Raw genomic sequence first — 26,848 nt, forward strand, 5'->3', positions numbered from 1 at the left:
CTAGGGGAGGGTGACGGTGACGGGCAACGGGCACAAGGTCGATCCGGCGCAGCTGAACGAGGCAGCCAAGGTCCTGCAGGACCTGCCCAAGCAGGCTTGCGAAGGGCCGATCGGGTCGGTCGAGCAGGTCAACCTGAACGCCGGGAGTTTCGGGCCCGCGCACGGGGACTGCTTCACCGGCTATTCGGCGAGCATCCAGCGCTTGGCGAAGTGTGCGCGCAGTTATCTCGCGGCCTCGGACGAGTTCGGCCGCAAACTCGCGGTGTCCAAGGACCTTTACCAGTCCAATGAGGACTCCAACGCCGCCGAGATGAGGAAGCACTGATGCCTCTCGCGGACGTCGGCGGCGACACCGGTCACGACATTCCCAGCCGGGCCGAAGTCGAGAAGATCCTCAACGACCCGAACATCGATCGCGACACCAAACGCGAACTCGCCCTCAACTACATCGACTACATCGAGGACGAGACCCCGGAAAGCTGCGGATTCGCCAGCGAAGCCGAGCGGAACGGCTTCCGGGACTACATCAAGTCGATGAACGGTGACTGGATCACCGAAAGCGACATCGGTGACAACAACGGCTACCTCGAAGACGTCCAGGCGGCGTACAAGACCGCGCAAGAGAAGTACGACGCGAGCCAGGCCGCGGGGCGGCAGGGCGATCGCGACGCACTGAACAAGGACGCGGCGAAGACACAGGAGATCGCCGGTCGCGCCACCGAGACCGACCCGGGCTGCGCGAATTCGAACGACATCATGGTCCCCGGCCTTTCGGGGTTCAAGGTCTACGAGATCTTCCACCCGGCCTACCTCCGCGCGCTGAGCCTGGCGGGCGGCGGAGCGGCCGTCTCCCTCGGCGAACTCCAGCGGCTGTACCACGAACAGGACAACATCCCGTTCAACCTGTTCAAGGCGAGCGCCGACGAGCTGACCGCGGTCAGCACGGCCGTCGCCGGGGCGGCACAGGACGTCTCCGGGAAGCTGGGGAATTCGCTCGGCACCTGGGAAGGCGCCGCGGCCGAACAGGCGCGTGCCTACCAGAAGGCCTATTCGGACAAGACCGGTCTGGTCGCCGAGGCCTTCAAAGCCGCGGGCGACGGGCTTCTGCGTACCAATGCCTCGGTGGGCAAGTTCTGCCGCGAAAAGGTCGAGTGGCTGCAGAAGTGGTACACCGACAACATCGACGGCGCGACGGCGCAGGACATCGAGCGGATCATCCGCATCGCGGACGGCTCGTGCAGTCAGAACGACATCATCCACTGCATCAAGTTCCTGAGCATCGAAGCCAAGGACGCGTTCAACGACGACGCCGGCGACATCGACCAGAGCACCATCGACGAGGTACTCAAACCTCAGGCGGTGGCCTGGCTGAAGAACGTCTTCCTCGCCTGGTTCGGCAAGCACGTCGAGAACTTCCAGCTGGTGTGCAAGAACACGCGCGACGCGATCAACGGCGCGTGGAAGGCGTACTTCGATTCACTCGGCCAGGTGGTCGAGAACCCGTTCGCGGACTTGGGCAAGACCCCCGAAACGGGTGGCGAGAAGCCCGTCGAGAAGGGCGGTGGCGGCAAGGACACCGGCGGTGGCGGCGGTCCGTCGTCGGGTACTGGTGGTGGCCCGTCTTCCGGTGCGGGCGGGGCAGGCCGCATGACGCCGAGCAATCACGAGAACATCCAGCCGGAAAAGCCCGAAGTGCCGGGCCAGGAGAAGAACCCGGTCACGGACAAGCCGCTCGACGTCGACCCGGCCACCGGCCAACCGTATCCGATCGACCCTCGTACGGGGGAGGCGATCAAGAACGGCGCCGAGGACACCCGGCCGGAGCCGGTGACGGTCGAGCAGGGCGACCGCAAGATCTCCATGGCCGAGCCCGGCGCCGACGGGAAGATGGGCATCTCGGTCCAGGACGGCACCGGCCAGGCCAAGGACTACGACCTCGACTTCGGTGACGGCAAGGCCACGCCGGACGCCGAGAAGCCGGCCAACCCGGGTCAGGTCCATCAGCCCGGTCCCGACGGCAAGATCCACATCGAAGACGGCGGTCTCAAGATCACCGCGGAACGGCCGAACGGTCCCGACGGGCCGACGCTGGTGACCGTCGACGACGGGTCGGGGCAGCCGTCGAAGTACACCTTGGGTGAAGACGACCGGGGCCCGGAGTCCGCGCCGCAGCCGGCCGGAAGGCACGCCGCGGAAGGTGCCGCCGCGGCCCGGCCGGTCGAGGAGGTCGCGCGTCAGCAGGCCGAACAGGGTGTCCGCCCGCACGACACCACGTCCGGCGGGACCGGCGGCGGAGCGCCCGCGGCGGTGCCGGGTCAGCCGGTCGAACCGGTGGCGGTGGCCGCGGACGGTGGTTCCGAATCGACGACGGCGCAGTCGTTGAGCGACCCGTTCGCCGGTGGGGACAACGGTCTCGGTGACACCTCGGATCCGGCCGGATCCGGCGGTGGCGCGTCCGCTCCGTCGCCGCCGTCCGGACTCGGTTCCGCCCCTGGCGGGGGCGCCCAGGATCCGGCCGCGGCCGGGGCGGGGATGATGGGCGGCATGGGCATGATGGGCGGCGGCGCGGCCGGAGGCGGGCAAGGGTCCGGCGAAGACCAGCAGCGCACGTCCAGCGGATACCGGGTCGACGGCGGCCTGTTCGACACCGCGACGACGACGGGCAGCCGGATCAGCGGCTCGCTCGACGACGACGGCGTCATCGGTTTCCGCTAGCGGTCAGGGGAGGGATCAGTGAATCCTGAGGAGGATCTCGCCAGACTCCGGCACAAGCTGGCCGGGTTGGAGCGCGAGAACGGCGATCGGATGTACCTGGTCGACAACCGGGCGACCAAGGCGATCGAGGAGACCCGGGCCGCCGGCGACAAGCTCAAGCAGGAGACGAGCGCGGCGCTGACGGCACGGCTCGAGCAGAAGAAGCGAGCGGAGGCCGCGGGCGGCTGGGCGACCGAGTCGACTCTCAGCGAAAAGGTCGAAGACGACGGCGACTTCGGGTTCGAGGAGGACGAGGCCGAGAACGAGCGCCGCGCCGGGTACCGGACGGCCGACGAGCCGCCGATCGCGTACCGGCCTGCTCCTCCCGTGCCGCCTCCTCCTTCGCCTCCGCCGCCTCCGGTCCCGGTCGCCGAAGAGCGTCCGGCCGGGCGGCATCGGCGGGCGGCCGGACGCGGTGACGACGACGATTTCGCCAACACCGACTGGCTGGCGACCTGAACGGTCAGGTCCGCAGCGCCACGATGGCCCGCTCGACGCCGTGGAAGACGGCGTGTGTCTTGTATCGCACGTCTTCGGCGACATGGCCGGGAGTCAGGATCTCGGCAAGGGCGCGAAGCGCCACTTCGCCCTCGGTGACCGCGACTCGCGAGCCGGGACAGGTGTGCCGTCCGAGGCCGAACGCGAGTTCGGCGTCGGGGCCCAGCGGGATGGCCAGTTTGTCCCCGGCGGCGAAGTCCTTGCCCGCCAAGGAGAACGGCGCGATCACGCGGCGGGCGGCGAAGCGGGTCGGGGCGATTTCGTGGATCAGGCCGCGTACGTCGTCGAGGACGTCTGGGCGGCGTAGGAGTTCGAGGCCGGCGAGGGCGAGGAAGTTCATGGAGTTCTCGTACGCCGCGTGGGCGAGCATCACGGGCGTGATCATCAGCTCGTCTTCGGTGATCCGGTCCGCTTCGTGCGCTTCGCGGAGCAGCGCCAGCCCGCCGCCTTCGACGGCCGTCGCCTTGAGGAAGAACATCGCGACCCTGAGCGCGGCGGTGTCGGCCCCGGCAGGCCCGCCCGACCAGACGTCCAGGTTCGCGGCGGTCTCCGAAAGGTTCGTCAGCAGCTTCTCGCCGAGTGGCTCGACCGTGCCGAGGATCGCCTCCGTCACCCTGGCCGCCACCGGCCTGGCGAAATCGGCCACCAGGTCGAACCGCGGGAGCGACTTTAGCCCCCTAATCGCGATCCGGAGGTCGGCGAGCACGGCGTCCGGCAGGGGCTCCACCAGGGCGATGACCTCCTTGACGACGGCGCGCAGCCGCCGGTGGTCCGCGCCGTCCATCAGCAGGAGGTTCGGGGTCTCGGCGGCGGCGCCACCCGGATTCGAGCTGAGCTCGCGGTCGCGCAGCGCCTTGACGCGATCCGCCGGATCGTCCAGCACGAAGAAGTCGTCCACGCTCGTATGATGCCCATGCCGCGGCCGGAGGATGTGCCAGTGCCCTCGAATCCGTCATCAGAAGTGCCCGACGAAGTGTTGCGGACCCCGCTCGTGCACCGTCTGCTCGAGCGCGCCGAGGTCGAGCGTCCGGCGTACACGCACCTCGATTGCTCGAACCGGCACGAACCCGTCGAGGACACGCTGACCTGGGCCGAGCTCCTCGTCCACGTCCGCGCTGTCGCGGCGAAGCTGCGCGAGCTGATCCAGCCGGGAGACCGCGTCGCGATCACGGCGCGGCAGGACCTCTCTTACGTCGTCGCGTTCTTCGGCGCGCTGTACGCCGGAGCCGTGGCGGTGCCGCTGTCCGCCCCGGACGTCCGCGCTCACCGCGAGCGGCTCGTCGGGGTCCTCAACGACTGCGACGCCGACATCTGGCTCACGTCGGAAGCGCTGGTCGAACGGCTGACGGAGTTCGCCGGGGCCGAGCCGGTTCCGGCGCCACGCGAGATCGTCGCCGTCGACACCCTGCCGCTGGATCCGGCGGATCGATCCCTGCCGTCGCCGGTCACCCCCGAAGACCCCGCCTACTTGCAGTACACCTCCGGCACGACGCGATCACCCGCCGGCGTGATCATCACGCATCGGGCCTTGTCGGCCGCTTGCTGGCAGATCTGCGACGCCTACGACGTCGACGAGCGCACCACGTGCGTCGGCTGGATCCCCTTCTTCCACGACATGGGGCTGGCGCAACTGCTCGCGGGGACAATGCACTCCGGCGGCCGGACGGTGTTCATCGCGCCGCTGGAGTTCGTCCGGCGCCCGGAGCGCTGGCTGCTGCTGATGTCGGCGTACCCGAACACGCTCACGGCGGCCCCGAACTTCGCGTACGACCTGGTGACCGAGGCCGTGCCCGAGGCGAAGCGCGCCGAGTACGACCTCTCGACCGTGGCGATCGCGCTCAGCGGCAGTGAACCGGTCCGCGCGGCGACCGTCCGGGATTTCCTCGCGGCGTACGAGCCCCACGGCTTCCCGCGGGGCTCGTTCCGGCCGTCCTACGGGTTGGCCGAGGCGACGGTCTACGTCGCCAGCGGCGATTCCAGCGGCCCGGTGGTGACCGAAGTGGACGGCCGCGAGATCGTCGAGATCGGCTGGCCACGGGGCCAGCGGGTCCGCGTCGTCGCCCCGTCGGATCGCGTTTTGCCCGCTAAAGTCGACCTGGGCGGGACGGGGGAGATCTGGGTCAAGGGGCCCAACGTGGCGGCCGGGTACTGGCGGCGTCCGGAGCTGACCGCCGAGGTGTTCGACGCCGAACTCGACGGGGAAGGCGGCTGGCTCCGCACCGGTGACCTCGGCACGATCCGCAACGGCAGGCTCTCCGTGACCGGCCGCCTGAAGGATCTGATCATCATCGACGGCCGCAACCACAGCCCGCACGACATCGAAGAGACCGTCGCCGCCGCCCACCCCGTTCTCGGGCCGGACCGGGTCGCCGCGTTCTCGGTCGACGGCGACGAAGGCGAGGGCGTCGTCGTGGTCGCCGAGCGCGCGCGGAAGGCCCTCGACTTCGACGAATCCGAGATCGCACGGGCCGCCACCCGCGCCGTCGCCGAGCGCCACGACGTGCGTCTCCGGGCCTTCTTCCTGGTGAAACCCGGTGGCCTGCCGCGGACCTCCAGCGGCAAGGTCGCGCGTTCCGCGGCCAGAACGCGGTACTGGACGCCGGATGGGACAGAATCCCCCCATGGCAGCTGACGCGAGCGAGTACGTCGACGAGATCAAGGCCCTCGTCTGCGAGACCTTCGACGTCGATCCGGACACCATCGACGAGAACACGCCCTTCGCCGAGATGGGCGTCGACTCGCGGCGCCGCGTCCGGCTCCTCGCGACGGTCGAGGTGGAGTTCGGCATCGACATCGACCTCGACGAGCTGGATCGCCTTGTCGACATCCGGGGCGCGGCGACCGTTCTCGCCGAGGCCATCGAAGCGGGCGCGAAACCGCGAAAACGCGGCCTACCAGGCTTCTTGCGCCGAAATCGTTTGAGTTAGCAAAGGTGTGAATGTTCCTGCGGTCTCGATGACCGGTGGGTACATTCTGTGTGCATATGCGACGGCACCTGAGGCCACCGGCGTGCGTCGTAGGTAGGACAACGAGGCGGATACAGCGGGACGAAGGGGGCACCGGTCATGCCGGACGGGGGCTACAAAGCCGATTCAGAGGCGATGCTCACGGCGTCGACGTCGTTGGAGCGCGCAGCTGAGAACACGACGTCCGAGGCAGGGAAGGTGGGGCCGACCCAGGTTCAGCCTGCGGACTTCGGCCGGGTGCACAAGGACTACCAAAAGGGCTACGCCACCGGGATCCTCGCCATTTCCGACGCGATGAAGGGCTACGCGGGCCAGCTCACCCAGCTCGCCGGAGGGGTCAGTACCGCGTCGACCCGCTACACCTCATCCGACCAGGCGAACGCCGCGGCTGCCAACAAGGCGGGGACGCAATGAGCAAGTACACGTGGGAGCAGAAGAAAGCCCTCCTCGACGACCCTTACATCACACAGGGCACGAAGGACAAGCTGATCTTCGGCGGCGACGCGGCCTACGAGAAGGCCATTGCCGAGCGTGATTCGAACGCGGCCGCGGACAAGAAGCAGAAGACCGCCGTGGAAAAGGCGGACAAGGATCTCGACGCCATGTCCAGGCCGGCCGCCGGCGGTTCGACGACCAAGTCCGACCAGGTGCTCGACCTCGGCAATCCGGCGCTGGACTTCTTTTCCGACTGGACCGAGCAGGTCTGGAACAAGATGCCCGACCGGCCGTACGAGATCAATTACAAGACCGACGTCTGGGACCGGTTCCACGAGAACCGTGAGATCAATTTCCAGAAGATGTTCGACGAGGTCGAGGATCTCGGCGACGCCAAAAAGGCCGTCGAGCAGACCAGGACGGACGCGACTTCGGCGCTGACCACGCTCTTCCACGATTGGAAGGGGCAGGGCGCGACGGCCGCGAAGGTCAAATACGAGCAGCGGATCCAGCCCGACGCGAAAGAACTCATCGCGCAGATGGACGGTGCCATCAAACTGGTGCCTTCGACCATCGACAAGATCTACAGCGCGCTCAAGCTGAAGGTCGACGAAACGCTGAAGCTGCGTGTCGACAAGGTCGCCACGGCGCCGCTGTTCACGGCGAAGCAGGTCGTCGAGATCGCGAACGGCAAGGTCGATTCCAAAGAGAAGCTCATGGACGTCGCGTATTGGCTCGACTCCGCGTGTCCTGGCAACAACCTCGCCGAACGGCTGCGCGACGACGACTGCAAGCTGAACGACGAAAACAAGGACTATGCGATCGGGGCCGCGAAGCAGTGGCTGAAGGGTTCGTTCGCCACCGAGTTCGGTGAGCGATTCGAGAACTTCAAAAAGCTCTGCAAGAACGCGACGGAAACGATCAACACGCAGTATCACGAACTTTCGCGGTTCATGGAGGACTACACGAACCCGTTCCCCGCGCCAGGGGCCGAGAAGCCGCCCGCCGACGACGGCAAGGGCAAGGGCAACGACAACGGCGGCAACGGTGGCGGGAACGGCGGAGGCAACGGCGGCGGAAGTGGGAGCGGGAGCGGAGGTGGAAGCGGCAGTGGGGGCGGTGCCAGCACGCCGCCCGCCGCGACGGTCCCCGAGACGCCGAAGCCGGAGGACAAGCCCGCCGAGGGCACGAACCCGGTGACCGGAAAGCCGCTCGAACTGGACCCCGAGACCGGCAAGCCGTACCCGATCGACCCGGCGACGGGTGAGGCGATCAAGGACGGTATCGACGGTCAGGACACCATGACCGTCCAAAAGGGCGACAACAAGATCGAGATGACCGAGCCGGATAAAGACGGCAAAATGGACATCAAGGTCGACGACGGCAAGGGCAACGAGAAGGACTACAAGCTCGACTTCGACGACCCGAAGGGCGAAGAGGGCAAGGACGCCAAGCCCGGCGAAGAGGGCAAGGACGGCGACTTCGGACCGAAGGGCGCGGTCAAGGAAGGCGAGCCCGGCGCCGACGGCGTCTACCGGCCCGGCCCGGACGGCAAGATCCACATCCAGGACGGCAACCTCAAGATCACCGCCGAGCAGCCTGACGGCCCGAACGGTCCGACCGTGGTGACCGTCGACGACGGCAAGGGCGAGCCGACCACCTACACCCTCGACGAAAAGGGTGAGAAGAAGGAACTCAAGCCCGGCGACGTCGTCGAGACCGACGACCTCAAGAACGGTCTCGACGACCGGAATCCCGGCAATCCGCAGCCCGGCAAGGTCGAAGACGTCCAGGCGATGCCCGCCCCGGCCGATGGCATCGCGCCTCCCGGCGGTGGCTTCAGCGCTCCGGGCGGCGTCGAGGTCGGCGTCGGTGTCGGTGCGGAAGGGACCGCCGCGGGGTCCGCGGAGGCGAGTGGCGCCGCTTCGGGTGCTGGTGGCGACGGCACCGTGCCTGCCGCCAGTGGCGGCGGAGGCGGCGGCAGCTTCGAAGGCGCGCTCGGCGGCGCCCTCGACGGCGGAGCGGCGGCTTCGCTGAACGAAGCCGGTTCGCTCGAAGCGGGCATTCAGACCGGAGGCGGCGCACAGCCTGCCGGGGCCGACGCCGGTCTCGGCGTGGCTCCCGGCGGGATGGAGCCGGCGCCCGCGACTGCCGGTGCGGGTGCCGGAAGCTCGCCCGCCGGAATGGGCGGCATGATGGGTGGAATGGGTGCCATGGGCGGCGCGGCCGGTGGTGGCGGGGGTGACACGCAACGCGGGTCGAGCCAGTACCGCGTCGAGGGTGGCATCTTCGAGACCAGTGGCGCGGGCGGCCGGATCAGCGGCTCGCTCGACGACGATGGTGGCGACCGTTCGATCAGTTACGAGCGATGATCGGTAGCCGGGGAACGAGGGAGGACCGATGAGCGCTGTTGACCGGCTGGCGGCCGCCATGTCCAGGCAGGACGCCGCCATCACGGAGCAGTTGGAGCAGCGCGGGCTGCGGGAACGGCATCTCGCCGATGCCAAGGCCCAGGCGGCGGAGACCATGCAGAAGGATGCCGCCATCCATGACAAGTACGCCGCCCACATGCAGGAGCTGGGGAAGCGGAGCAAGGAGGCGGGTGGCTGGCTGACCGGCAAGACGACCGCCGACCGCAGCCACACGATCGGCTTCGACATCGAGGACGACGACAAGCCGGACGCCCGGTTCGCCGAGTTCGGCGCGCGGCCCGACGCTCCGCGTCCGGCGCCGCTGCCTCCGCCGCCTCCTCCGGTCGCGCCAGGGGTGCCCGGGGTGCCTGGGATCCCGGCGACGGTGGACGTCCCGCCCGCCGCGCCGATGCCGGCGCCGGCTCCCGCACCGAGTGCCGCGCCGCCGGAAGCACCTGGGACGCCCGCGCGTCGTCGAGGCCGGCACGCCCGCGACGACAAGGGATTCGACGACGACGACTTCTCGAACAACTCGTGGATGGTCGACTGATCGGCTTCACCGCACTTCAGGGCCCGGCTCGCCAGAGCCGGGCCCATTCTTTCGCTCACCTCGCCCCGCGGCTCCGCGTCGCCTTTAGCGGACTAAACGCGACGCGTAGGCAGGCTAAGTAACCGGGAGCGCGTCCAGGGCCAGATCGCGTTTAGGGGGCTAAACGCGCTCCGGAGCGGGTCAGGCGGCGGGTTCGTCCTGGGCTTCGATCGGGGCGCGTTTGACGTCGGCGTCCAGCAGGGGCTGGTACTTCGTCGTCCCCGTCAGGTGAGTGAGGAAGAACGCGGTGAACAGCGCCCTCGTCAGCTGCTGGGTCCCGCGATGCGGCTTCCCGTGCAGCAGCAGCTGGCTCCAGTGCCTGCCCTCGGTGACACCGAGGTGCGACGACTTCCCGAGCGTCCGCAGCTGCACCGGCCCGCCCCACGCGTCCGCGATGGCTTCGGCGTGCCCGACCGGCGGCGCGACCAGGTCTTCGCCCGCCGCGAGATGCAGGCCGGGCGCGGTCACCGACCGGGCCGACACGGTCGCGGGCGGCAGTGTCTGCGCGGGGGTGATGGTCGCGACGGCGCGGATCTCGGGCCGCTCGTCGTTCTCGGCGGCCTGCGCGGCGGCCAGCACCGCCGAACCGCCGCCCGTCGAGTGCCCCGCCAAGCCGAGTTTCGCCGGGTCGACGCTGATGCCGTCCGGTCCGAGGCGGACCGTCGTGATCAAGTCGAGCGTGGTGAGGAGGTCGCCGGCCAGCAGCCGGTGCGAAGGCAGCGGCCCGCGCTGGGTGGCCGGGGCCGCCGCGACGATGCCCCAGCTCGCGAGGTGCCGGAGCAGGTGCCGGTAGCTCCCGGTCGGCTGCAACCAGCCGTGCCCGAACGCGATCGCGGGCAGACCGAGCCCGGAACGGGGCGTGAACACGACACCGGGGAGCCCGACCAGGGCGAGGTTGCCGCGCAGAACCTCGTGCGGACCTGGGTGGGACAGCTCCGCGAGCAGCTGCTTGGGCTTGCTGGCCATGCTCGTGACCTTACTGCCCGCACCCCCGTCCGGCCCGCGCGCCGCCCCGCGCATCGCGTTTAGCCCGCTAAAGGCGATGCGTGGGCGCCCGGGCGAAGGGGCCGAATTTCCGTCGTTAGGCTGGTGGCCGTGTGTGGAATCGTGGGATACGTCGGACACCGCCCGGCTCTGGACGTCGTCATCGGCGGGCTTCGCCGGATGGAGTACCGCGGCTATGACTCGGCAGGCGTCGCCGTCCTCGACGGCGCGGGAGCGCTGAACGTCGAGCGCAAGGCAGGACGCCTGGCCAATCTGGAGACCCAGCTCGACACGGTCGGCAGGGACACCTTCACCGGCACCGCCGGGATGGGTCACACCCGCTGGGCCACCCACGGCGCCCCGGTCGACCGCAACTCGCACCCGCACCGCGACGCCTCCCAGCAAGTCGCCGTCGTGCACAACGGCATCATCGAGAACTTCGCCGCCCTGCGCGCCGAGCTCGAGGCCGACGGCGTCGAGATGGCGAGCGACACCGACTCCGAGACCGCCGCGCACCTGATCTCCCGCGCCTACACCGAGGGCGACACGAAGGGCGACTTCCCGGCCAGCGTCGCCGCGGTCTGCCGTCGTCTCGAGGGCGCGTTCACCCTGGTCGTGACCATCGCCGACCAGCCGGACACCGTCGTCGCCGCCCGCCGTTCGTCGCCGCTGGTCGTCGGCGTCGGCGAGGGGGAGCACTTCGTCGCTTCCGACGTCGCCGCGTTCATCGAGCACACCCGCGAGGCGGTCGAGCTCGGCCAGGACCAGCTCGTCGTGATCACCCGCGAGGGTTACGAGGTCACCGACTTCCACGGTGACGCCGCCCAGGCCAAGCCGTTCACCGTCGACTGGGACCTGTCGGCCGCGGAAAAGGGCGGCCACGAGTACTTCATGCTCAAGGAGATCGAGGAGCAGCCGGAAGCGCTGGCGAACACGCTGCGCGGTCACTTCGACGGCGGCCGGATCATCCTCGACGAACAGCGCATCTCCGATCAGGATCTGCGTGACGTCGACAAAGTCTTCGTCGTCGCCTGTGGTTCCGCGTACCACTCGGGCCTCGTCGCCAAGTACGCCATCGAGCACTGGTGCCGCCTCCCGGTCGAGGTCGAACTGGCCAGCGAGTTCCGCTACCGCGACCCGGTGCTGGACCGCGCGACGCTGGTCGTCGCCGTCTCCCAGTCGGGCGAGACCGCGGACACCCTCGAAGCCGTCCGTCACGCGCGCGAGCAGAAAGCCCGCGTCCTGGCCGTCTGCAACACCAACGGCGCGCAGATCCCGCGTGAGTCCGACGCCGTCCTCTACACGCACGCCGGTCCGGAGATCGGCGTCGCCTCGACCAAGGCGTTCCTGGCGCAGATCGCGGCCAACTACCTGGTCGGCCTGGCGCTCGCACAGGCCCGCGGCACCAAGTACCCGGACGAGGTCGCCCGCGAGTTCGCCGAACTCGAGGCCATGCCCGCCGCGGTGCAGAAGGTCCTGTCCACTGTGGACCAGGTCCGTGACCTCGGCCGCCGGATCGCCGACTCGAAGGCCGTGCTGTTCCTCGGCCGTCACGTCGGTTTCCCGGTCGCCCTCGAAGGCGCGCTGAAGCTCAAGGAACTGGCGTACATGCACGCCGAGGGTTTCGCCGCGGGCGAGCTCAAGCACGGCCCGATCGCGCTGATCGAAGAAGGCCTGCCCGTCGTCGTGGTGATGCCGTCGCCGAAGGGGCGCGCGGTGCTGCACTCGAAGCTGGTGTCGAACATCAGCGAGATCCAGGCGCGCGGCGCCCGCACGATCGTGATCGCGGAGGAGGGTGACGAGACCGTCCGCCCGTTCGCCGACGAACTGATCGAGATCCCGGCCGTCCCGACCTTGCTGCAGCCGTTGGTTTCCACGGTGCCGCTGCAGGTGCTGGCCGCCGAGATCGCCCGCACGCGAGGGTACGACGTGGACAAGCCGCGTAACCTGGCGAAGTCGGTCACCGTCGAATAGAGACCGGAGGCGTCGTGCAGGGAATCTGGACCACGGAACGGATTCGCGCGGCGGAGGACCGGTTGCTCGCCGTCACGCCCGACGGCGAGCTCATGCGGCGAGCGGCTTTCGGTCTCGCCGTGCACGCCGCCGAAATGCTGGCCGAGCACACGGGTTCGGTGTCCGGGCGGCGGGTGACGTTGCTCGTCGGATCGGGCAACAACGGCGGTGATGCCTTGTGGGCGGGCGCGTTCCTGCGTCGCCGCAATGTGGCCGTCTCGGCGATCCTGCTGAAGCCTGAACGCGCGCATGGCCCGGGTTTGGCGGCCTTGAAGCGATCCGGTGGCAAGATCGTGTCCCTTGAGGACGGTCCACAGTGGATCAACCGGGCGGACCTCGTCATCGATGGGATCGTCGGCATTTCGGCGCGCGGGCCTTTGCGGCCGGACGCCGCCGCGCTGCTGGAGCACGTGAGTTCGCCGGTGCTGGCCGTGGATCTGCCGAGCGGGGTGCATCCGGACACCGGCGCCGTCGACGGTCCGGCGGTCGTGGCCGATCGGACGGTCACCTTCGGCGCGCTCAAGCCGGTGCACGCCCTCGCGCCCGCGTCGTGTGGCGAGGTGTCGCTGGTGGACATCGGACTGCGGCTCAGCGAGCCCGATCTACAGCGTCTCGATACGGCGGACGTCGCCGCGGCGTGGCCGATGCCCGGTCCGAGTGACGACAAGTACAGCCAGGGTGTGGTCGGGGTGGCCGCCGGATCGGCGACGTATCCGGGGGCGGCCGTGCTCGCGGCCGGTGCGGCGGTGCGGGCGACGTCCGGGCTGGTGCGGTACGCCGGTCATGCCGCCGACGTGGTGCGCGGCCATTGGCCCGAGGTCATCGCGACGGGTTCGGTGACCGACGCGGGCCGGGTGCAGGCGTGGGTGGTCGGCCCGGGGATCGGCACCGGGCACGAGGGCCGGGACGTGCTGCGGTTCGTGCTCGGCCGCGGCGTGCCGGTGTGCGCGGACGCCGACGCGACGACGATCATCGCGCGTTCGCCCGACGTGCTCGACGCGCGCGATCCCGACACGCCGCTCGTGCTGACCCCGCACGCGGGCGAGTTCGAGCGGCTGATGGGTTCGCCGCCGGGGGCGGACCGGGTCGCGGCGGCGCGTTCGGCCGCGCGGAAGTACGAAGCGGTCGTGCTCTTGAAGGGGCACTGCACGGTGGTCGCGGCGCCGGACGGGCGCGCGCTGGTGAACACGCCGCGGGGATCGTGGCTCGCGACGGCCGGCTCGGGGGACGTGCTGTCCGGTCTGGTCGGCGCGCTGCTCGCCGCCGGGCTCGACCCGTGGCTCGCGGCCGGGGCCGCCGCGCACGTCCACTCGCTCGCCGGTTCGCTGGCCGCCGACGGCGCCCCCACCTCGGCGTCCGGCATCCTCGCCGCGGTCCCGGACGCCATCCGGTCCGTCCGGTCCCTGGCCTCCTGACCAGGGCGCCGACGCGACTTTAGCCCCCTAAGTGCGCTCTGCGGGCACCCGCCCGCAGAGCGCACTTAGGGGGCTAAAGGCGACACGACGGGGCCAGAGGGCGAGGTGAGAAAAATGCGGGAGTTATCGAGTTACGTGTTAACTCCGGGCGAATAATCTGGTAAGAAGCAGGTGTGAGCGCCGACACCCACCCCGCCGAGACCGCGAAGGTCCGGGTCGTGAACGGTGTCGCCCATGTCTAAGACCAGGCCTTCGGACGCCGCCGTCGAGCAGCGACGCCAGGAGATCCTCGACCACGTCATCGCCAGCGGCGAGGTCCGCATCGACGACCTCACCACCCGGTTCGGCGTCAGTCTCATGACGATGCACCGCGACCTCGACGAACTAGCCGAGCGCCGGCTCCTCCGCAAACTCCGCGGCAAGGTCGAGGCCTACCCCGCGACCACCATGGAGTCGGCAGCCCGGTTCCGCGACACCTTCAACCAGGCCACGAAGGACGCGCTGGGCGAGGCCGCCGCGGCGCACGTCCACTCCGGCCAGACCGTCTTCGTCGACGATTCGACGACGCTTTTCCCGCTGGTCCGCCGCCTCGGCCGGATCGAAGACCTCACCGTCATCACCAACTCGCTCGAAGCCGCCCGCATCCTCGGCCCGGCCAAGAGCGTCGAGGTCGTGCTGGCCGGTGGCCGCTACCACCACGAGTTCGACTCGTGCGCCGGCCCGGACGTCATCGCGTTCCTCGACCGCACGCACGCCGACATCGCGTTCGTTTCGGCCGCCGCGGTGGCGGTCGGCCGTCTGTTCCACCCGGTCCAGGACTACGCCGCGCTCAAGAAGGCCGCGTTGCGCACCGCCGACCGCAGTGTCCTGGTCGTCGACAACTCCAAGTTCGGCCGCACCGCCACCTACGCGTACGGCGACATCGGCGACTACGACCTCCTGATCACCGACGAAGAGGCACCGACCGAGGAGATCGAGGCGGCGTTGACCGCGGGAACCGCCATCGAGCAGGTCGAATGCGCACCGGAGGGCCCGGAATATGAGTTCTGAGCTGGTCGCCGGAATCGACTCGTCGACCCAGTCGACGAAGGTCGTCGTCTGCGACGCGAACACCGGCGAGATCGTCCGCACCGGCCGCGCCTCGCATCCCGACGGCACCGAGGTCGCCCCCGCCGTGTGGTGGGACGCGTTCCGCGAGGCCACAGACGGCCTGCTCGACGGTGTCGGCGCCATCGGCATCGGCGGTCAGCAACACGGCATGGTCACCCTCGACGAGGCGGGTGAGGTCGTCCGGCCCGCGTTGCTGTGGAACGACACCCGGTCCGCGAAGGCGGCCGAGGACCTCGGCGTCGAACTCGGTCCCGAGAATTGGGCGAAGTCCGTCGGCTCGCTGCCGGTCGCCAGTTTCACCGTCACGAAGCTGCGTTGGATGGCGGAGAACGAGCCCGAACTGGCCGATCGCGTCGCCCGCGTCCTGCTCCCGCACGACTGGCTGACCTGGCGGCTGATGGGCGACGGCGCCGAGCCGGTCACCGACCGCGGTGACGCCTCCGGCACCGGTTATTTCTCGCCCGCCACCGGCGAATACCGCAAGGATCTCCTCGCACACGCCTTCGGTGGCCGCACGCCCGAACTGCCCAAGGTCATCGGCCCCGCGGAAGCCGCGGGCCACACCCCGGACGGGATCCTGGTCTCGGCAGGCACCGGCGACAACATGGCCGCCGCGCTCGGTCTCGAACTCGCCCCCGGCGACGTCGTGGTCTCGCTGGGCACCAGCGGCACCGTCTTCGGCGTCTCCGAAGCCGTGAGCGCCGACCCCTCCGGCATCGTCGCGGGATTCGCCGACGCCACCGGCCACTTCCTTCCGCTGGCCTGCACCCTCAACGCGGCCCGCGTGCTGACCGCCACGTCCGCGATGCTCGGCGTCGAACTCGCGGAGTTCGACCAGCTCGCGCTCGCGGCCGCGCCCGGTTCCGGCGGCCTCACCTTCCTGCCGTACCTCGACGGCGAGCGGACGCCGAACCTCCCGGACGCCAACGGCACGCTCTTCGGCCTGACCCGCGCCAACATGACGCCCGAGAACCTCGCCCGCGCCGCCGTCGAAGGCATGCTGTGCGGCCTCGCCGCCGGTCTCGACGCCCTGCGTGAGCAGGGGCTCGAAGTCCGCCGCGTCCTCCTGATCGGTGGCGGCGCGCAGTCGGCCGCCGCTCGCGCGGTCGCGCCGCTCGTGTTCGGCGTGCCCGTCGTCATCCCCGAAGTCGCCGAGTACGTCGCGGTCGGTGCCGCGCGGCAGGCGGCCTGGGCCCTCGCTTCCAGCACGGAACCTCCCCGCTGGCAGGAACAGCACGGCTACACCCCACTCGAGCCGACCGAAGCGGACAGCGCCGAGGGGCGCCGGATCCGGCAACGGCATCTCGAAGCCCGCGAACTCGGGCACGGCATTTCCGCGAAACCGAAAGAGGACTGAACCGATGGCCACGATCACCTACGACAAGGCGACCCGGCGCTACGCGGGCTCCGAGCGGCCCGCCGTGGACGCACTCGACCTCGAGATCGCCGACGGCGAGTTCCTCGTGCTGGTCGGGCCCTCCGGCTGTGGCAAATCCACGAGCCTGCGGATGCTCGCCGGCCTCGAGGACATCGACGAAGGCGCAGTGTGGATCGGCGACCGCGACGTCACGCAGCTGCCGCCGCGCGCCCGCGACATCGCGATGGTGTTCCAGAACTACGCGCTGTACCCGCATATGACCGTGGGCCAGAACATGGGCTTCGCGCTGAAGATCGCGGGTCGCCCGGCTTCGGAGATCAAGCAGAAGGTGCTCGACGCGGCCAAGCTGCTCGACATCGAGGACTACCTCGACCGTAAGCCGAAGGCGCTCTCCGGCGGTCAGCGCCAGCGTGTCGCGATGGGCCGCGCCATCGTGCGTGAGCCGCAGGTCTTCCTGATGGACGAGCCGCTGTCGAACCTCGACGCGAAGCTGCGTGTCTCCACCCGTACGCAGATCGCCGCGCTGCAGCGCCGCCTCGGGGTCACCACCGTGTACGTCACGCACGACCAGGTCGAAGCCATGACGATGGGCGACCGGGTCGCGGTCCTCTCGGACGGTCTCCTGCAGCAGTGTGACACCCCGCGCGCCCTGTACGACCGGCCCGCAAACGCTTTCGTCGCCGGCTTCATCGGCTCGCCCGCGATGAACCTCGTCACCGCGAAGCTCACCGAAGACGGTGCCGAGCTGGGTGGCGCGCGGGTGCCGCTGACCCGCGAGATCCTCGCCAAGGCCGACGGCGACACGGTCACCCTCGGCTTCCGCCCGGAATCGCTCGAGGTGACCACCAGCGAAGACGGCACGCTGCCGATCAAGGTCGACCTCGTCGAGGAGCTCGGCTCGGACGCGTACGTCTACGGCAAGCTCGCCGAGACCGACGCCGAGGGCTCGAAGTCGAACGTCGTCACCCGCGTCGACCCGCGCAAGCCGCCGGTCATGGGCGACACCCTGCACCTGCGGATCCGTCCGGACGAGCTGCACGTGTTCTCCGCCACCGACGGGGCGCGCCTGTCCTGAGCCGGTTCGTGGGAAACTGGTGGTCGTTATGACCGCCAGTTTCCCGCGTGCCGAGGTCGTCATCGACCTGTCCGCCATCCGGCACAACGTCGCCCTGCTCGCTTCCCGTGCCCCCGGCGCCCAGACGATGGCCATCGTCAAGGCCGACGGCTACGGGCACGGAGCCATCGAGGTCGCCCGTGCCGCCATCGAGGGCGGGGCCACCTGGCTGGGCACCTGCTCCCTCGGCGAGGCGCTCGCGCTGCGCCGGGCGGGGATCGGAGCCCGGCTCTTCAGCTGGCTCGACACTCCCGAAGCCGACTTCGCACCCGCGGTCGCCGAAGACATCGACGTCGCCGTGAGCTCCCTCGACGAGCTCGCCCGCGTGGCCGACGGCGCCCGCCGGGCGAGCGACTTTAGCGGGCTAACCGCGATCTGCCGGGTGCACCTCAAGATCGACACCGGGCTGTCCCGAAATGGCTGCCCACCTGCGGAATGGCCGGCGCTGGTCCAGGCCGCCGCGGCCGCGAAGCCGCTCATCGAGGTCGTCGCCATCTGGTCGCACCTCGCCTGCGCCGACGAGCCCGGCCACCCCTCCATCGACGCGCAGGCGAAGCGGTTCGACGAGGCCTACGACATCGCCCGCGCGGCCGGCCTCGACCCGATGCGGCACATCGCGAACTCCGCCGCCGTGCTGACCAGGGCCGACCTCCATTTCGACCTCGTGCGGCCCGGGATCGCGATCTACGGGCTGAACCCGGTGCCCACCGCCGACGATCTGCGTCCGGCGATGACCTTCAAATCGTCCGTCGTGCTCACGAAGCGGATCCCGGCCGGCGAATCGGTCTCGTACGGCCACAGCTGGACGGCCGAACGCGACACCGCCCTCGCGCTGGTTCCGGTCGGATACGCCGACGGCGTGCCGCGGTCGCTGTCCGGACGGATGGACGTCCTGCTCGCCGGGAAGCGACGGCCGGTCGTCGGCCGCGTCTGCATGGACCAGCTGATCGTCGACTGCGGAGACGACGAACCGGCCGTCGGCAGCGAAGTGATCCTCTTCGGCCAGGGCGCCTCCGGCGAACCCACGGCCAGGGAATGGGCCGACAAGCTGGGAACGATCGACTACGAGATCGTCACTTCGATGTACCGGCCACGGATCCAACGGACGTATCTGGAGGCAGGCTCGTGACACCTTCACGAAGACTGCTGGCCATCGTCGGCGGCGTCGGTGCGGTGGCCACCGGCACCGCCGCCGCGATCGCCGTCGCCGCACAGCAGCGGCGGCAGAGTGAGGATCCGTTCGTGGACGAGCCGTTGGGGGATCTTGAACCGGACCGGACCTCGACAGTGGCGGCGGAGGACGGCACGCCGCTCGCGGTCGAGGAGATCGATCCGGCCGATGGGGGAGAACCGGAGCTGACCGTCGTCGGCGTGCACGGTTTCGCGTTGTCGAAGCGCTGCTGGCACTTCCAGCGGCGAGACCTCGCGTCGCTGAAGCTGCCGCGGGTGCGTCAGGTCTACTTCGACCATCGCGGGCACGGGCAATCCGGCGCCGCGACCGCCGAAACCAGCACCATCGAACAGTTGGCGCGCGACCTCGACATGGTCCTGCGCTCGGTGGTGCCGGAGGGCCCCATCGTGCTCATGGGGCACTCGATGGGCGGCATGGTGATCATGGAGCTCGCCGCGGAGCATCCCGAGTTGTTCGACGACCGCGTCTCCGGTGTCGCGTTCATCGCGACCGCGGCGGGCGAAGTCGGCGCTCGGGGCCTGCCGAGATCACTGCTCTCGAAGTACAACCCGCTCACGCGCGGTGTCGGCGGACTGGCCGGCTGGCAGCCGGGACTCGTCGAGTTCGTGCGCGCGGCAGGCGGGCAGCTGACCCGGCAGGCCGTGCGGAGACTGGCTTTCGGCAGCCGTGACGTGTCTCCGCGACTTGTCGACTTCATGCTGGAAATGCTCGAAGTGACGCCGGTGCGCGGGCTCGTGAACTTCGTCGACACGCTCGGCAGCCACAACCGGTACGCCGCGCTCGCCGGGTTGAAGCACGCGCACGTGCTGGTCGTCGGCGGGGATTCCGACCGGTTCACGCCCATCGCGCACGCCGAGCGGATCGCGGCGGAGCTGCCGGACGCGGAGCTGGTGCGCGTCCGCGGCGCGGGGCACATGGTGCAGCTGGAACAACCCGAACTGGTGAACAGCCACCTGATCGACTTGATGCAACGGTGCACGGGCACCGATGGTGAGACTTCCGAACGGCGGACCTGGTGGTGGCAACGCTGATGAATTTCGCTTTCCCGACTCCCGAGTCGACGATGGATTTCGGGCGTGAGCTCGGACGTTCGCTGCGCGCGGGCGATCTGGTGCTGCTCGCCGGGCCGCTCGGGGCGGGCAAGACGACGCTGACCCGCGGGATCGCGGACGGCCTCGGCGTCGGCGGTCGGGTCAGCTCGCCGACGTTCGTGCTCGCCAGGGTGCATCCGGCTGGGGCTTCCGGGGTCGCGCTGGTGCACGTCGACGCGTACCGGCTCGGCGGGGATCTCTCGCAGCTGGACGACCTGGACCTCGATACCGAACTGGAGCGGTCCGCCCTCGTCGTCGAATGGGGCGAGGGGGCCGCCGAGCGCCTCTCGGACGACTACCTCGTCGTGAGGCTGGAGCGTCGTGAAGACGACGTCCGCATGGTCACCCTGGAGCCGCACGGCACCTGGACGTCCCGCACGCCCGACTTGCGTTTAGCGGGCTAACCGCGATCTGAGCCCCGGGACCGCCGGAGCGACTTTCGCGGGCTAACCGCGATCTGCGGGCCGACCTGCGTTTAGCCCCCTAATCGCGATTTGGGCCGACGACGGAGCGAGCGATTCCCAGGTCGACCAGGTCTTGGGGGCGTAACCGCAGGCGATCCGCGAGAGCGGGGACTTCGTCGGCGGGCAGCTTGAGGATCGCCGCGGCCGCTTCCGGCGAGGTGACCGAGAAGTACGCGTCGGGCGTCACCCAGGTCGACCCCGGCGCCGCGAACGCGAGCGCGCCACCGGAGCCGCCTTCCCCGATCACCAGCGTCGTGATCGGCACGGCCGCGCTCGCGACCGCCTCGAACAACTCCGCGATCGCCGCGCCTGCCCCGGCCTGCTCGGCAGCCTCGTCGTTCGCCGCGCCCGGGGTGTCGACGAGGGTGAGGACCGGGATCCCGAGTCGCGACGCGAGCCGCACCAGACGCGCCGCCGTCCGGAAGCCCGGGGGCAGCGTCGGCGTCCCGCACTGTGCCGCGTACGCGATCGCGCGGCCGTCTCGCCAGCCGAAGCCGCACAGGACGCCGGAGTCGACTCCGCCGCACCTGTCGCCCGAGACGTCCTCACGCCAGTCGAAGTACGCGTCGAGGTACTCCGCGGCCCTCGGTCGGTCAGCGGAGCGCGCCGCCTGGACCGCGGCCCAGCCGCTGTCGGGCAAGTCCGTCACTCCGAGTGCGTCGGGAGGCTCGGCGGCTTCCGGCGTCGGCGATGTCAGCAAGCGCAGCCACCGTTCAAGGACCGCGGGAAGGTCTGCGGGGGCCACGATCCGGTCAACCTGGCCCCACGCGAGCTTCGCTTCGGCTGTGTACGCCTCAGCGGGCGCGCCGGCAGGCCGCACTCGAGAGCCCGCGAAACCGACCTGGGCCTCGGGCAGCGCGAGAACGACGTCGGCGCTCGCGCCGAGTGTCGCCCAGCCGCCGCCGGTGGTCGGATCACGCAGCACCGAAATCTGTGGCACCGACCGGGCGCCTGCCGCCGCCCGCGCGATGCGCTGCAACTGCGTGAGCGCACGCATGCCTTGCTGCATGCGGCTTCCGCCGGTCGCGATCAACGACACCACCGGCAACCGCGACGCCACGGCCCGCGCGAACGCCGCCTCGACGCGATCACCGGTCCGCTGACCGATCGACCCACCCAGGAAGTCGAACTCGAAGGCGATCACGACCGCCTCGACGTCGCCGATCTGGGCGGTCCCGCAGAGCACGGACTCGTCCTCGCCGGTCCGCTCCTCGGCGGCCTCGCGTGCCGAGCGGTACCCCGGCCAGCCGATCGGCCCGTCGTCCGGCTCATCGGAACGAGGAACGTCCAGATCCTCGAAACCGGTCGCGATCTCCTTGACGACGGACCGCGCCGACGGCCTGCTCATCCGAGCGCCCGCTTCATGACCTTGCCCATGTCGTTGCGCGGCAACGCTTCCAGATACCGGACGACCCGAGGCCGTTTATGCGGCGACAACAGGCGCGAGACATGGTCGGCGAGTTCCGACTCGGTCGGGCGCTCACCGTCCGGCACCACCCAGGCCACGATGCGCTCGCCGAGGTCGTCGTCGGGCTCGCCGGTCACCGCGACCTCCGCGACACCGGGATGCTCCATGAGCGCGTTCTCGATCTCGCCCGCGCCGATCTTGTAGCCGCCGCTCTTGATCAGATCCGTCGCCTTCCGGCCGACGATCTTCACGTATCCGGCCGAGTCGCGGGTCGCCACGTCGCCGGTCCGGAACCAGCCGTCGTCGAAGGCGGCTTCGGTCGCGTCGGGGCGGTTGAGGTATTCGGTGAACAGGTTCGGCCCGCGGACCTGGATCTCGCCGACGGTCTCGATCTCCTCGACGGGCTTTCCCGCTTCGTCGACGAGCCGCAGCTCGACGCCGCGCAGCGGGACGCCGACGGTGCCGGGAACGTGCTCGCCGTCGGCACGGATGCTGGTGTTCATGAGAGTCTCGGTCATCCCGTAGCGCTCGATCACATGCTGTCCGGTCGCCGCGGTGATCCGCTGGTGGTCATGGACGGGCAACGCGGCCGATCCGGAGACGAGCAGCCGGGCGCTGCTCAGCGCCTCGGCGAGCGATGGGTCTTCGCCGACTTCGCCCGCGATGCGGTGGTACATGGTCGGGACGCCGAACATCATCGTCGCCCCGGCGGCGAGTTCGCGTGCGACGCCTTCGGTGGAGAACCGGCCGAGATGCCGGACCGAGCCGCCGCGCCGGAGCGGTCCGAGGATGCCGAGGATCAGGCCGTGCACGTGGAACAACGGGAGGCCATGGACCAGGACGTCGTCGGCGGTCCATTCCCAGGCGTCCTCGAGCGCGTCGAGGGTGGTCGAGATCGCGCGGCGGGGGAGGACGACGCCCTTGGGCGGGCCGGTGGTTCCCGAGGTGTAGACGATGAGCGCCGGGGCTTCTTCGGCCGGTTCCGCGGGGAGATCGACAGGCGCGCCTTCGAGGGGGATGTCGCGGCGCGGCAGACCGTCGAGGCCGGCGGGCAGGTCGGCGCCCGGTTCGGCGAGTACGAGGACGGGCTCGCTGTCGGCGAGGATGTGCGCGAGTTCGCGCTCGCCGATCTTCGGGTTGAGTGGGATGGCGGGGACGCCGGCGAGCAGTGCGGCGATCACGGCGATGCTGGTGTGCAGCGTCGGTGTCGCCCAGACGGCGACGCGGCCACTCGGCAGGTCGAGCGCGAGCGTGCCGGCGACGGCCGCGAGATCGGTGTACGTCAGGGAGGTGTCGCCGAAGCGGAGCGCCTCCTTGCCGGAGCCGCTCGCCAGCGTGGGGAACAACCGATCGGGCACCGTGTGACCTCCTGCTCGACTTCGCCGGCCGGGGCACGCGGCCCTCGCAGGACCGTACCGCGCTGCCCACCCGCACCCCTGCGACCTGCTTCACACCCTGCCGCCGGATCGCGTTTAGCGGGCTAAACGCGCTCCGGCGGGCGGCCCCCGGGATCGGAGGGCGGGGAGCGTGCGGGTCGCGTTTAGCGGGCTAAACGCGCTCCGGCAGGCAGAAGGCCGGAGCGACTTTAGCCCCCTAATCGCGATCCGGCGGCAGGGGAGCGGCCCCGCCGCCGGAGCGCCTTTAGCCCGCTAAACGCGCTCCGGGGCGCTGGTCGTAGGCTGGGTAACCGTGCTGGTACTGGCCATCGACACCTCGACCCCGGCGGTCACCGCGGGCCTGGTCGCCCTGGACGGCGACGCCCTCGAGTCGCGCGGCGACCGCGTCACGGTCGACCCGCGCGCGCACGGCGAGCTGATCACCCCCCACGTCCTCGAAGCCGTCAAGGCCGCGGGCGTCACGCTTCGCGACCTCGACGCCATCGTCTGCGGCGTCGGCCCCGGCCCCTTCACCGGCCTTCGCGCCGGAATGGCCACCGCCGCGTCGCTCGCCCACGCCCTCGGCATCCCCGCCCACCCGGTTTGCAGTCTCGACGCGATCGCCGCCGACGTCGCCCCCGGAGAAGCGCCCTTCCTCGTTCTCACCGACGCGAGGCGCCGCGAGGTCTACTGGGCCGCGTACGCGGCCGACGGCTCCCGTACCGACGGGCCACACGTTCAGCGCCCGGCCGAACTCGAGACCACCATCAAGGTCGCGGCGGGGGACGGCGCCCTTCTTTACGCGGACGCCCTCGGCGTCCAGCCGATCGAGCCGCGCTTCCCGTCACCCATCGGACTGGTCAAGGCGGCCGACTTCGACCACGAGCCCGCCCCGCTCACCCCGCTCTACCTCCGCCGCCCGGACGCCGTCGAACCGGCCGCGCGCAAGAAGGTGACCACGCCGTGAGGCTGGAACCCTTACGCCGCAAGGATATCTCCCGCTGTGTCGAGATAGAGAAGATCCTCTTCCCTGGCGATTCGCCGTGGACCGCCTACGCCTTCCACGCCGAGCTGGACGCCGGCGGCCACTATCTCGTCGCCCGTCCGGATGAAAGCGACGAGGTCATCGGTTACGCCGGGCTCGCCGTCGTCGGCCGCCGCGGCGACTACGAGACGAGTATCCACACGATCGGCGTAGACCCCGATCACCAGCGCAAAGGTATCGGCACCACGCTGCTGAAGGCGCTCCTCGACCGCGCGGACGAGCTCGCCGCGCCGGTGTTCCTCGAGGTCCGCACCGACAACGAAGCGGCGATCACGCTCTACGAGCGGCACGGTTTCGAACGTATCGGCCTCCGGAAGCGTTACTACCAGCCTTCCGGCGCCGACGCCTACACGATGGCCCGCCCGCGGGCCCAGGTCCGAGACGAGGTGGCGGGCTGATGCCGCGCATCATCATGGGCATCGAGAGTTCATGCGACGAGACCGGCGTCGGCCTCGTCCGCCTGCACGACGACGACACGGTCGAACTCCTCGCCGACGAGGTCGCCTCCAGTGTCGACCAGCACGCCCGTTTCGGCGGCGTCGTGCCCGAGGTCGCCAGCCGCGCGCACCTGGAGGCGATGGTCCCGACGGTCGAGCGCGCGTTCGACAAGGCCGGGCTGGAACTGTCCGATGTGGACGCCATCGCGGTCACCGCCGGACCCGGTCTCGCCGGCGCGCTCCTGGTCGGCGTCGCCGCGGCCAAGGCGTACGCCGCCGCGCTCGACATCCCGCTCTACGGCGTCAACCATCTGGCCGGGCACATCGCCGTCGACACGCTCCAGCACGGGCCGCTGCCCGACCGCTGTCTCGCCCTGCTCGTTTCCGGCGGGCATACGCAATTGCTTCTGGTGGACGACATCGCGTCCGAGATCACCGAACTCGGGTCCACTGTGGACGACGCGGCGGGTGAGGCCTATGACAAGGTCGCCCGTGTCCTCGGCCTGCCGTACCCCGGCGGCCCGCCCATCGACAAGGCCGCCAAGAACGGCGACGGCGCGGCCATCGCGTTCCCCCGCGGGATGACCGGTCCGCGTGACGCCAAATTCGATTTCTCCTTCTCCGGCTTGAAAACCGCGGTCGCGCGCTGGGTCGAAGGCGCCGAGCGCCGCGGCGAGGAGATCCCTGTCGACGACGTCGCCGCGTCGTTCCAGGAAGCCGTCGCCGACGTTCTGACCATGAAGGCGATCCGCGCGGCCAAGGAACACGGAGTGGACACGCTGGTGATTTCCGGTGGTGTGGCGGCGAATTCACGGCTGTCCGAACTCGCCGCCGAGCGCTGCGCCGAGGCCGGGATCACCCTGCGCGTCCCGCGGCCGCGGCTGTGCACGGACAACGGCGCGATGATCGCCGCGCTCGGAGCGCACGTGGTCGCCGCCGGACGGCCGCAGGCTTCGCTCGATTTCTCCGCCAATCCGGCACTGCCGGTCCAGATCGTCTCGATCTAGCGCGATTCGGCGGTGGTGCGCGGCGCCGGGGCGAGGTTGAGCAGCTCCTCCAGCGCTGCCACCGACAACGCGGCGGCATTGCCGTCCCCGTAAGGGTTTCCGGCGTGCGTCGGGTGAAGATCGCCGCGCAGGATCTTCGCCGCGGTGTCGGCGATGAGGCCGGTGTCCGTTCCGACCAGCCAGGCGCAGCCCGCCTCGATGGCTTCGCGCCTTTCGGTGACGTCTCGGAGCACGAGGACGGGCGTGCCGAAGGTCGGTGCTTCCTCTTGGATACCACCGGAATCGGTCAGGACGAGCGCGGCGAGCCGCAGCGCGCGCACGAGATCGGGGTACTCGAGCGGCTCGGTGATCGTCACCCGCGGTGTCCCGCCGAGCGCGGTCACGACCTGCTCCCGCACGTCCGGATTGGGGTGCACCGGGAACAACACCTGGACGTCGCTGTGCTCCGCGACGATCAGTTCGATGGCCGCGAGCGTGCGGCTCAGCGGCTCGCCCCAGGACTCGCGCCGGTGTGACGTCACGAGGACGAGGCGTTCGCCCGCCTCGGCGATCTCCATCTCCAGCAACGCGAGTGCGGTGTCCCTAGCCGGGAGATCACGTCCGGCGATCGCGATCACGGCGTCGACGACGGTGTTGCCGGTGACGGCGATCCGTTGGCGCGGAACACCTTCCGTGCGCAGCGCGGCCGCGGCGCCCGGCGTCGGCGCGAGGTGCAGGGCGGCGATGCGCGAGATCATCTGCCGCGTCCCCTCTTCGGGGAACGGCGCGGCGAGGTCGTGCGTGCGCAGCCCCGCTTCCAGGTGTACGACCGGGATGCCCAGCCAGAACGCGGCGAGCGCGCCCGCCAGTCCCGTCGTCGTGTCACCCTGGACGACGACCGCCGCGGGCGCGACCCGCCGCAGCAGCTCGTCGAGCGCGGGAAGCACCCCGGAAACGAGTTCCGCCTGGGTTCCGGTGGTGCGCGGCGGGATGTCGAGCCAGGCGTCGACAGGCAGGCCGAACGGGATCAGCGCCTGCTCGACCATGCCCTGATGCTGTCCACTGTGGACGACGAAGGGCCGTAGCCGTGGGTGCTCCGCCAGAGCCAGTGCCAGCGGCGCGAGCTTGACCGCCTCCGGGCGCGTCCCGGCCAGCAACATCACATCCACGCGTTCGCGCTCC

The 26,848-nt window shown here is 70.1% G+C and carries 24 protein-coding genes; 19 read left to right on the plus strand and 5 right to left on the minus strand.

Features of this window, described 5'->3' with window-relative positions:
• Positions 1-16: 16 nt before the first annotated feature.
• The 3 genes from ACLJO0_RS09220 to ACLJO0_RS09230 are packed head-to-tail and all read left to right on the plus strand — an operon-like array spanning position 17 to position 3,213.
• Positions 17-325: a type VII secretion target gene (locus ACLJO0_RS09220; protein ID WP_410577529.1), complete on the plus strand. Its 309-nt coding sequence runs from the start codon at positions 17-19 to the stop codon at positions 323-325.
• Entirely contained in the window at positions 325-2,715 is a 2,391-nt protein-coding gene (locus tag ACLJO0_RS09225; RefSeq protein ID WP_410577531.1) for a hypothetical protein, read from the plus strand. The genes ACLJO0_RS09220 and ACLJO0_RS09225 overlap by 1 nt, the downstream gene beginning before the upstream one ends.
• 18 nt (positions 2,716-2,733) lie before the next feature.
• The gene (locus ACLJO0_RS09230; RefSeq protein WP_410577533.1) at positions 2,734-3,213 is read left to right on the plus strand and encodes a hypothetical protein; all 480 of its coding nucleotides are present in this window, start codon (positions 2,734-2,736) and stop codon (positions 3,211-3,213) included.
• 4 nt (positions 3,214-3,217) lie between these two features.
• On the opposite strand, the gene ACLJO0_RS09235 is transcribed toward ACLJO0_RS09230, so the two are convergent.
• Entirely contained in the window at positions 3,218-4,150 is a 933-nt protein-coding gene (locus tag ACLJO0_RS09235) for a cytochrome P450 (RefSeq protein ID WP_410577535.1), read from the minus strand.
• A 15-nt stretch (positions 4,151-4,165) separates the two neighbouring features.
• Between ACLJO0_RS09235 and ACLJO0_RS09240 the strand changes: the two genes are divergently transcribed.
• The 5 genes from ACLJO0_RS09240 (at position 4,166) to ACLJO0_RS09260 (ending at position 9,614) form a co-directional block, all read left to right on the plus strand.
• Positions 4,166-5,884: a fatty acyl-AMP ligase gene (locus ACLJO0_RS09240; protein ID WP_410578210.1), complete on the plus strand. Its 1,719-nt coding sequence runs from the start codon at positions 4,166-4,168 to the stop codon at positions 5,882-5,884.
• Positions 5,874-6,179, plus strand: coding sequence for an acyl carrier protein (locus ACLJO0_RS09245; RefSeq protein WP_233611199.1), 306 nt, complete (start codon positions 5,874-5,876; stop codon positions 6,177-6,179). The genes ACLJO0_RS09240 and ACLJO0_RS09245 overlap by 11 nt, the downstream gene beginning before the upstream one ends.
• 138 nt (positions 6,180-6,317) lie before the next feature.
• A complete protein-coding gene (locus ACLJO0_RS09250; RefSeq protein WP_007031081.1) occupies positions 6,318-6,632 on the plus strand; it encodes a hypothetical protein in 315 nt (104 codons plus the stop codon).
• Positions 6,629-9,025 carry a hypothetical protein gene (locus ACLJO0_RS09255; protein WP_410577537.1) on the plus strand — a complete coding sequence of 799 codons (2,397 nt, stop codon included), beginning with the start codon at positions 6,629-6,631 and terminating at the stop codon, positions 9,023-9,025. Before ACLJO0_RS09250 ends, ACLJO0_RS09255 begins: the two co-directional genes overlap by 4 nt.
• Before the next feature lie 28 nt (positions 9,026-9,053).
• Entirely contained in the window at positions 9,054-9,614 is a 561-nt protein-coding gene (locus ACLJO0_RS09260; RefSeq protein WP_410577538.1) for a hypothetical protein, read from the plus strand.
• A gap of 180 nt (positions 9,615-9,794) precedes the next feature.
• On the opposite strand, the gene ACLJO0_RS09265 is transcribed toward ACLJO0_RS09260, so the two are convergent.
• Entirely contained in the window at positions 9,795-10,619 is an 825-nt protein-coding gene (locus ACLJO0_RS09265; protein WP_125788851.1) for a dienelactone hydrolase family protein, read from the minus strand.
• A 129-nt stretch (positions 10,620-10,748) separates the two neighbouring features.
• Between ACLJO0_RS09265 and glmS the strand changes: the two genes are divergently transcribed.
• The 8 genes from glmS (at position 10,749) to tsaE (ending at position 20,354) form a co-directional block, all read left to right on the plus strand.
• On the plus strand, positions 10,749-12,611 hold the full coding sequence (glmS, locus tag ACLJO0_RS09270; protein WP_410577540.1) for a glutamine--fructose-6-phosphate transaminase (isomerizing): 1,863 nt from the start codon (positions 10,749-10,751) through the stop codon (positions 12,609-12,611).
• 14 nt (positions 12,612-12,625) lie between these two features.
• Positions 12,626-14,065 (plus strand): NAD(P)H-hydrate dehydratase, encoded by a 1,440-nt coding sequence (locus tag ACLJO0_RS09275; protein ID WP_410577542.1) that lies wholly within the window; start codon positions 12,626-12,628, stop codon positions 14,063-14,065.
• Between the two features lie 234 nt (positions 14,066-14,299).
• Positions 14,300-15,115 (plus strand): DeoR/GlpR family DNA-binding transcription regulator, encoded by an 816-nt coding sequence (locus tag ACLJO0_RS09280; protein WP_410577543.1) that lies wholly within the window; start codon positions 14,300-14,302, stop codon positions 15,113-15,115.
• Positions 15,105-16,532, plus strand: a complete 1,428-nt coding sequence (xylB, locus tag ACLJO0_RS09285; RefSeq protein WP_410577545.1) for a xylulokinase — start codon at positions 15,105-15,107, stop codon at positions 16,530-16,532. Before ACLJO0_RS09280 ends, xylB begins: the two co-directional genes overlap by 11 nt.
• 4 nt (positions 16,533-16,536) lie before the next feature.
• Complete coding sequence (locus ACLJO0_RS09290; RefSeq protein ID WP_125790041.1) at positions 16,537-17,628, plus strand: ABC transporter ATP-binding protein; 1,092 nt, start codon at positions 16,537-16,539, stop codon at positions 17,626-17,628.
• A 28-nt stretch (positions 17,629-17,656) separates the two neighbouring features.
• Positions 17,657-18,796: an alanine racemase gene (gene alr, locus ACLJO0_RS09295; RefSeq protein ID WP_410577546.1), complete on the plus strand. Its 1,140-nt coding sequence runs from the start codon at positions 17,657-17,659 to the stop codon at positions 18,794-18,796.
• The gene (locus ACLJO0_RS09300; protein WP_410577548.1) at positions 18,793-19,890 is read left to right on the plus strand and encodes an alpha/beta fold hydrolase; all 1,098 of its coding nucleotides are present in this window, start codon (positions 18,793-18,795) and stop codon (positions 19,888-19,890) included. Before alr ends, ACLJO0_RS09300 begins: the two co-directional genes overlap by 4 nt.
• A complete protein-coding gene (gene tsaE / locus ACLJO0_RS09305; protein WP_199748615.1) occupies positions 19,890-20,354 on the plus strand; it encodes a tRNA (adenosine(37)-N6)-threonylcarbamoyltransferase complex ATPase subunit type 1 TsaE in 465 nt (154 codons plus the stop codon). The genes ACLJO0_RS09300 and tsaE overlap by 1 nt, the downstream gene beginning before the upstream one ends.
• A gap of 79 nt (positions 20,355-20,433) precedes the next feature.
• Here the strand turns inward: tsaE and ACLJO0_RS09310 are convergent, their stop codons facing one another.
• Together ACLJO0_RS09310 and ACLJO0_RS09315 are read right to left on the minus strand one after the other, a co-directional pair.
• On the minus strand, positions 20,434-21,762 hold the full coding sequence (locus tag ACLJO0_RS09310) for a carboxyl transferase domain-containing protein (protein ID WP_410577550.1): 1,329 nt from the start codon (positions 21,760-21,762) through the stop codon (positions 20,434-20,436).
• Complete coding sequence (locus ACLJO0_RS09315; protein ID WP_410577552.1) at positions 21,759-23,180, minus strand: acyl-CoA synthetase; 1,422 nt, start codon at positions 23,178-23,180, stop codon at positions 21,759-21,761. The genes ACLJO0_RS09310 and ACLJO0_RS09315 overlap by 4 nt, the downstream gene beginning before the upstream one ends.
• 331 nt (positions 23,181-23,511) lie before the next feature.
• On the opposite strand from ACLJO0_RS09315, the gene tsaB reads away from it, so the two are divergent.
• From tsaB to tsaD, 3 genes are read left to right on the plus strand one after another with little or no spacing between them, the layout of a single operon-like run.
• Entirely contained in the window at positions 23,512-24,165 is a 654-nt protein-coding gene (gene tsaB / locus ACLJO0_RS09320; RefSeq protein ID WP_125790036.1) for a tRNA (adenosine(37)-N6)-threonylcarbamoyltransferase complex dimerization subunit type 1 TsaB, read from the plus strand.
• Positions 24,162-24,641: a ribosomal protein S18-alanine N-acetyltransferase gene (gene rimI, locus ACLJO0_RS09325; protein WP_125788862.1), complete on the plus strand. Its 480-nt coding sequence runs from the start codon at positions 24,162-24,164 to the stop codon at positions 24,639-24,641. Before tsaB ends, rimI begins: the two co-directional genes overlap by 4 nt.
• The gene (gene tsaD, locus ACLJO0_RS09330; RefSeq protein WP_410577555.1) at positions 24,641-25,687 is read left to right on the plus strand and encodes a tRNA (adenosine(37)-N6)-threonylcarbamoyltransferase complex transferase subunit TsaD; all 1,047 of its coding nucleotides are present in this window, start codon (positions 24,641-24,643) and stop codon (positions 25,685-25,687) included. The genes rimI and tsaD overlap by 1 nt, the downstream gene beginning before the upstream one ends.
• Here tsaD and wecB read toward each other — a convergent pair.
• Entirely contained in the window at positions 25,684-26,835 is a 1,152-nt protein-coding gene (gene wecB / locus ACLJO0_RS09335) for a non-hydrolyzing UDP-N-acetylglucosamine 2-epimerase (RefSeq protein WP_410578211.1), read from the minus strand. The two genes, tsaD and wecB, sit on opposite strands and share 4 nt — an antisense overlap.
• Positions 26,836-26,848: the final 13 nt, after the last annotated feature.

Origin of the sequence: Amycolatopsis sp. lyj-108 (assembly GCF_046549005.1) — a bacterium.
Taxonomy (GTDB): domain Bacteria; phylum Actinomycetota; class Actinomycetes; order Mycobacteriales; family Pseudonocardiaceae; genus Amycolatopsis.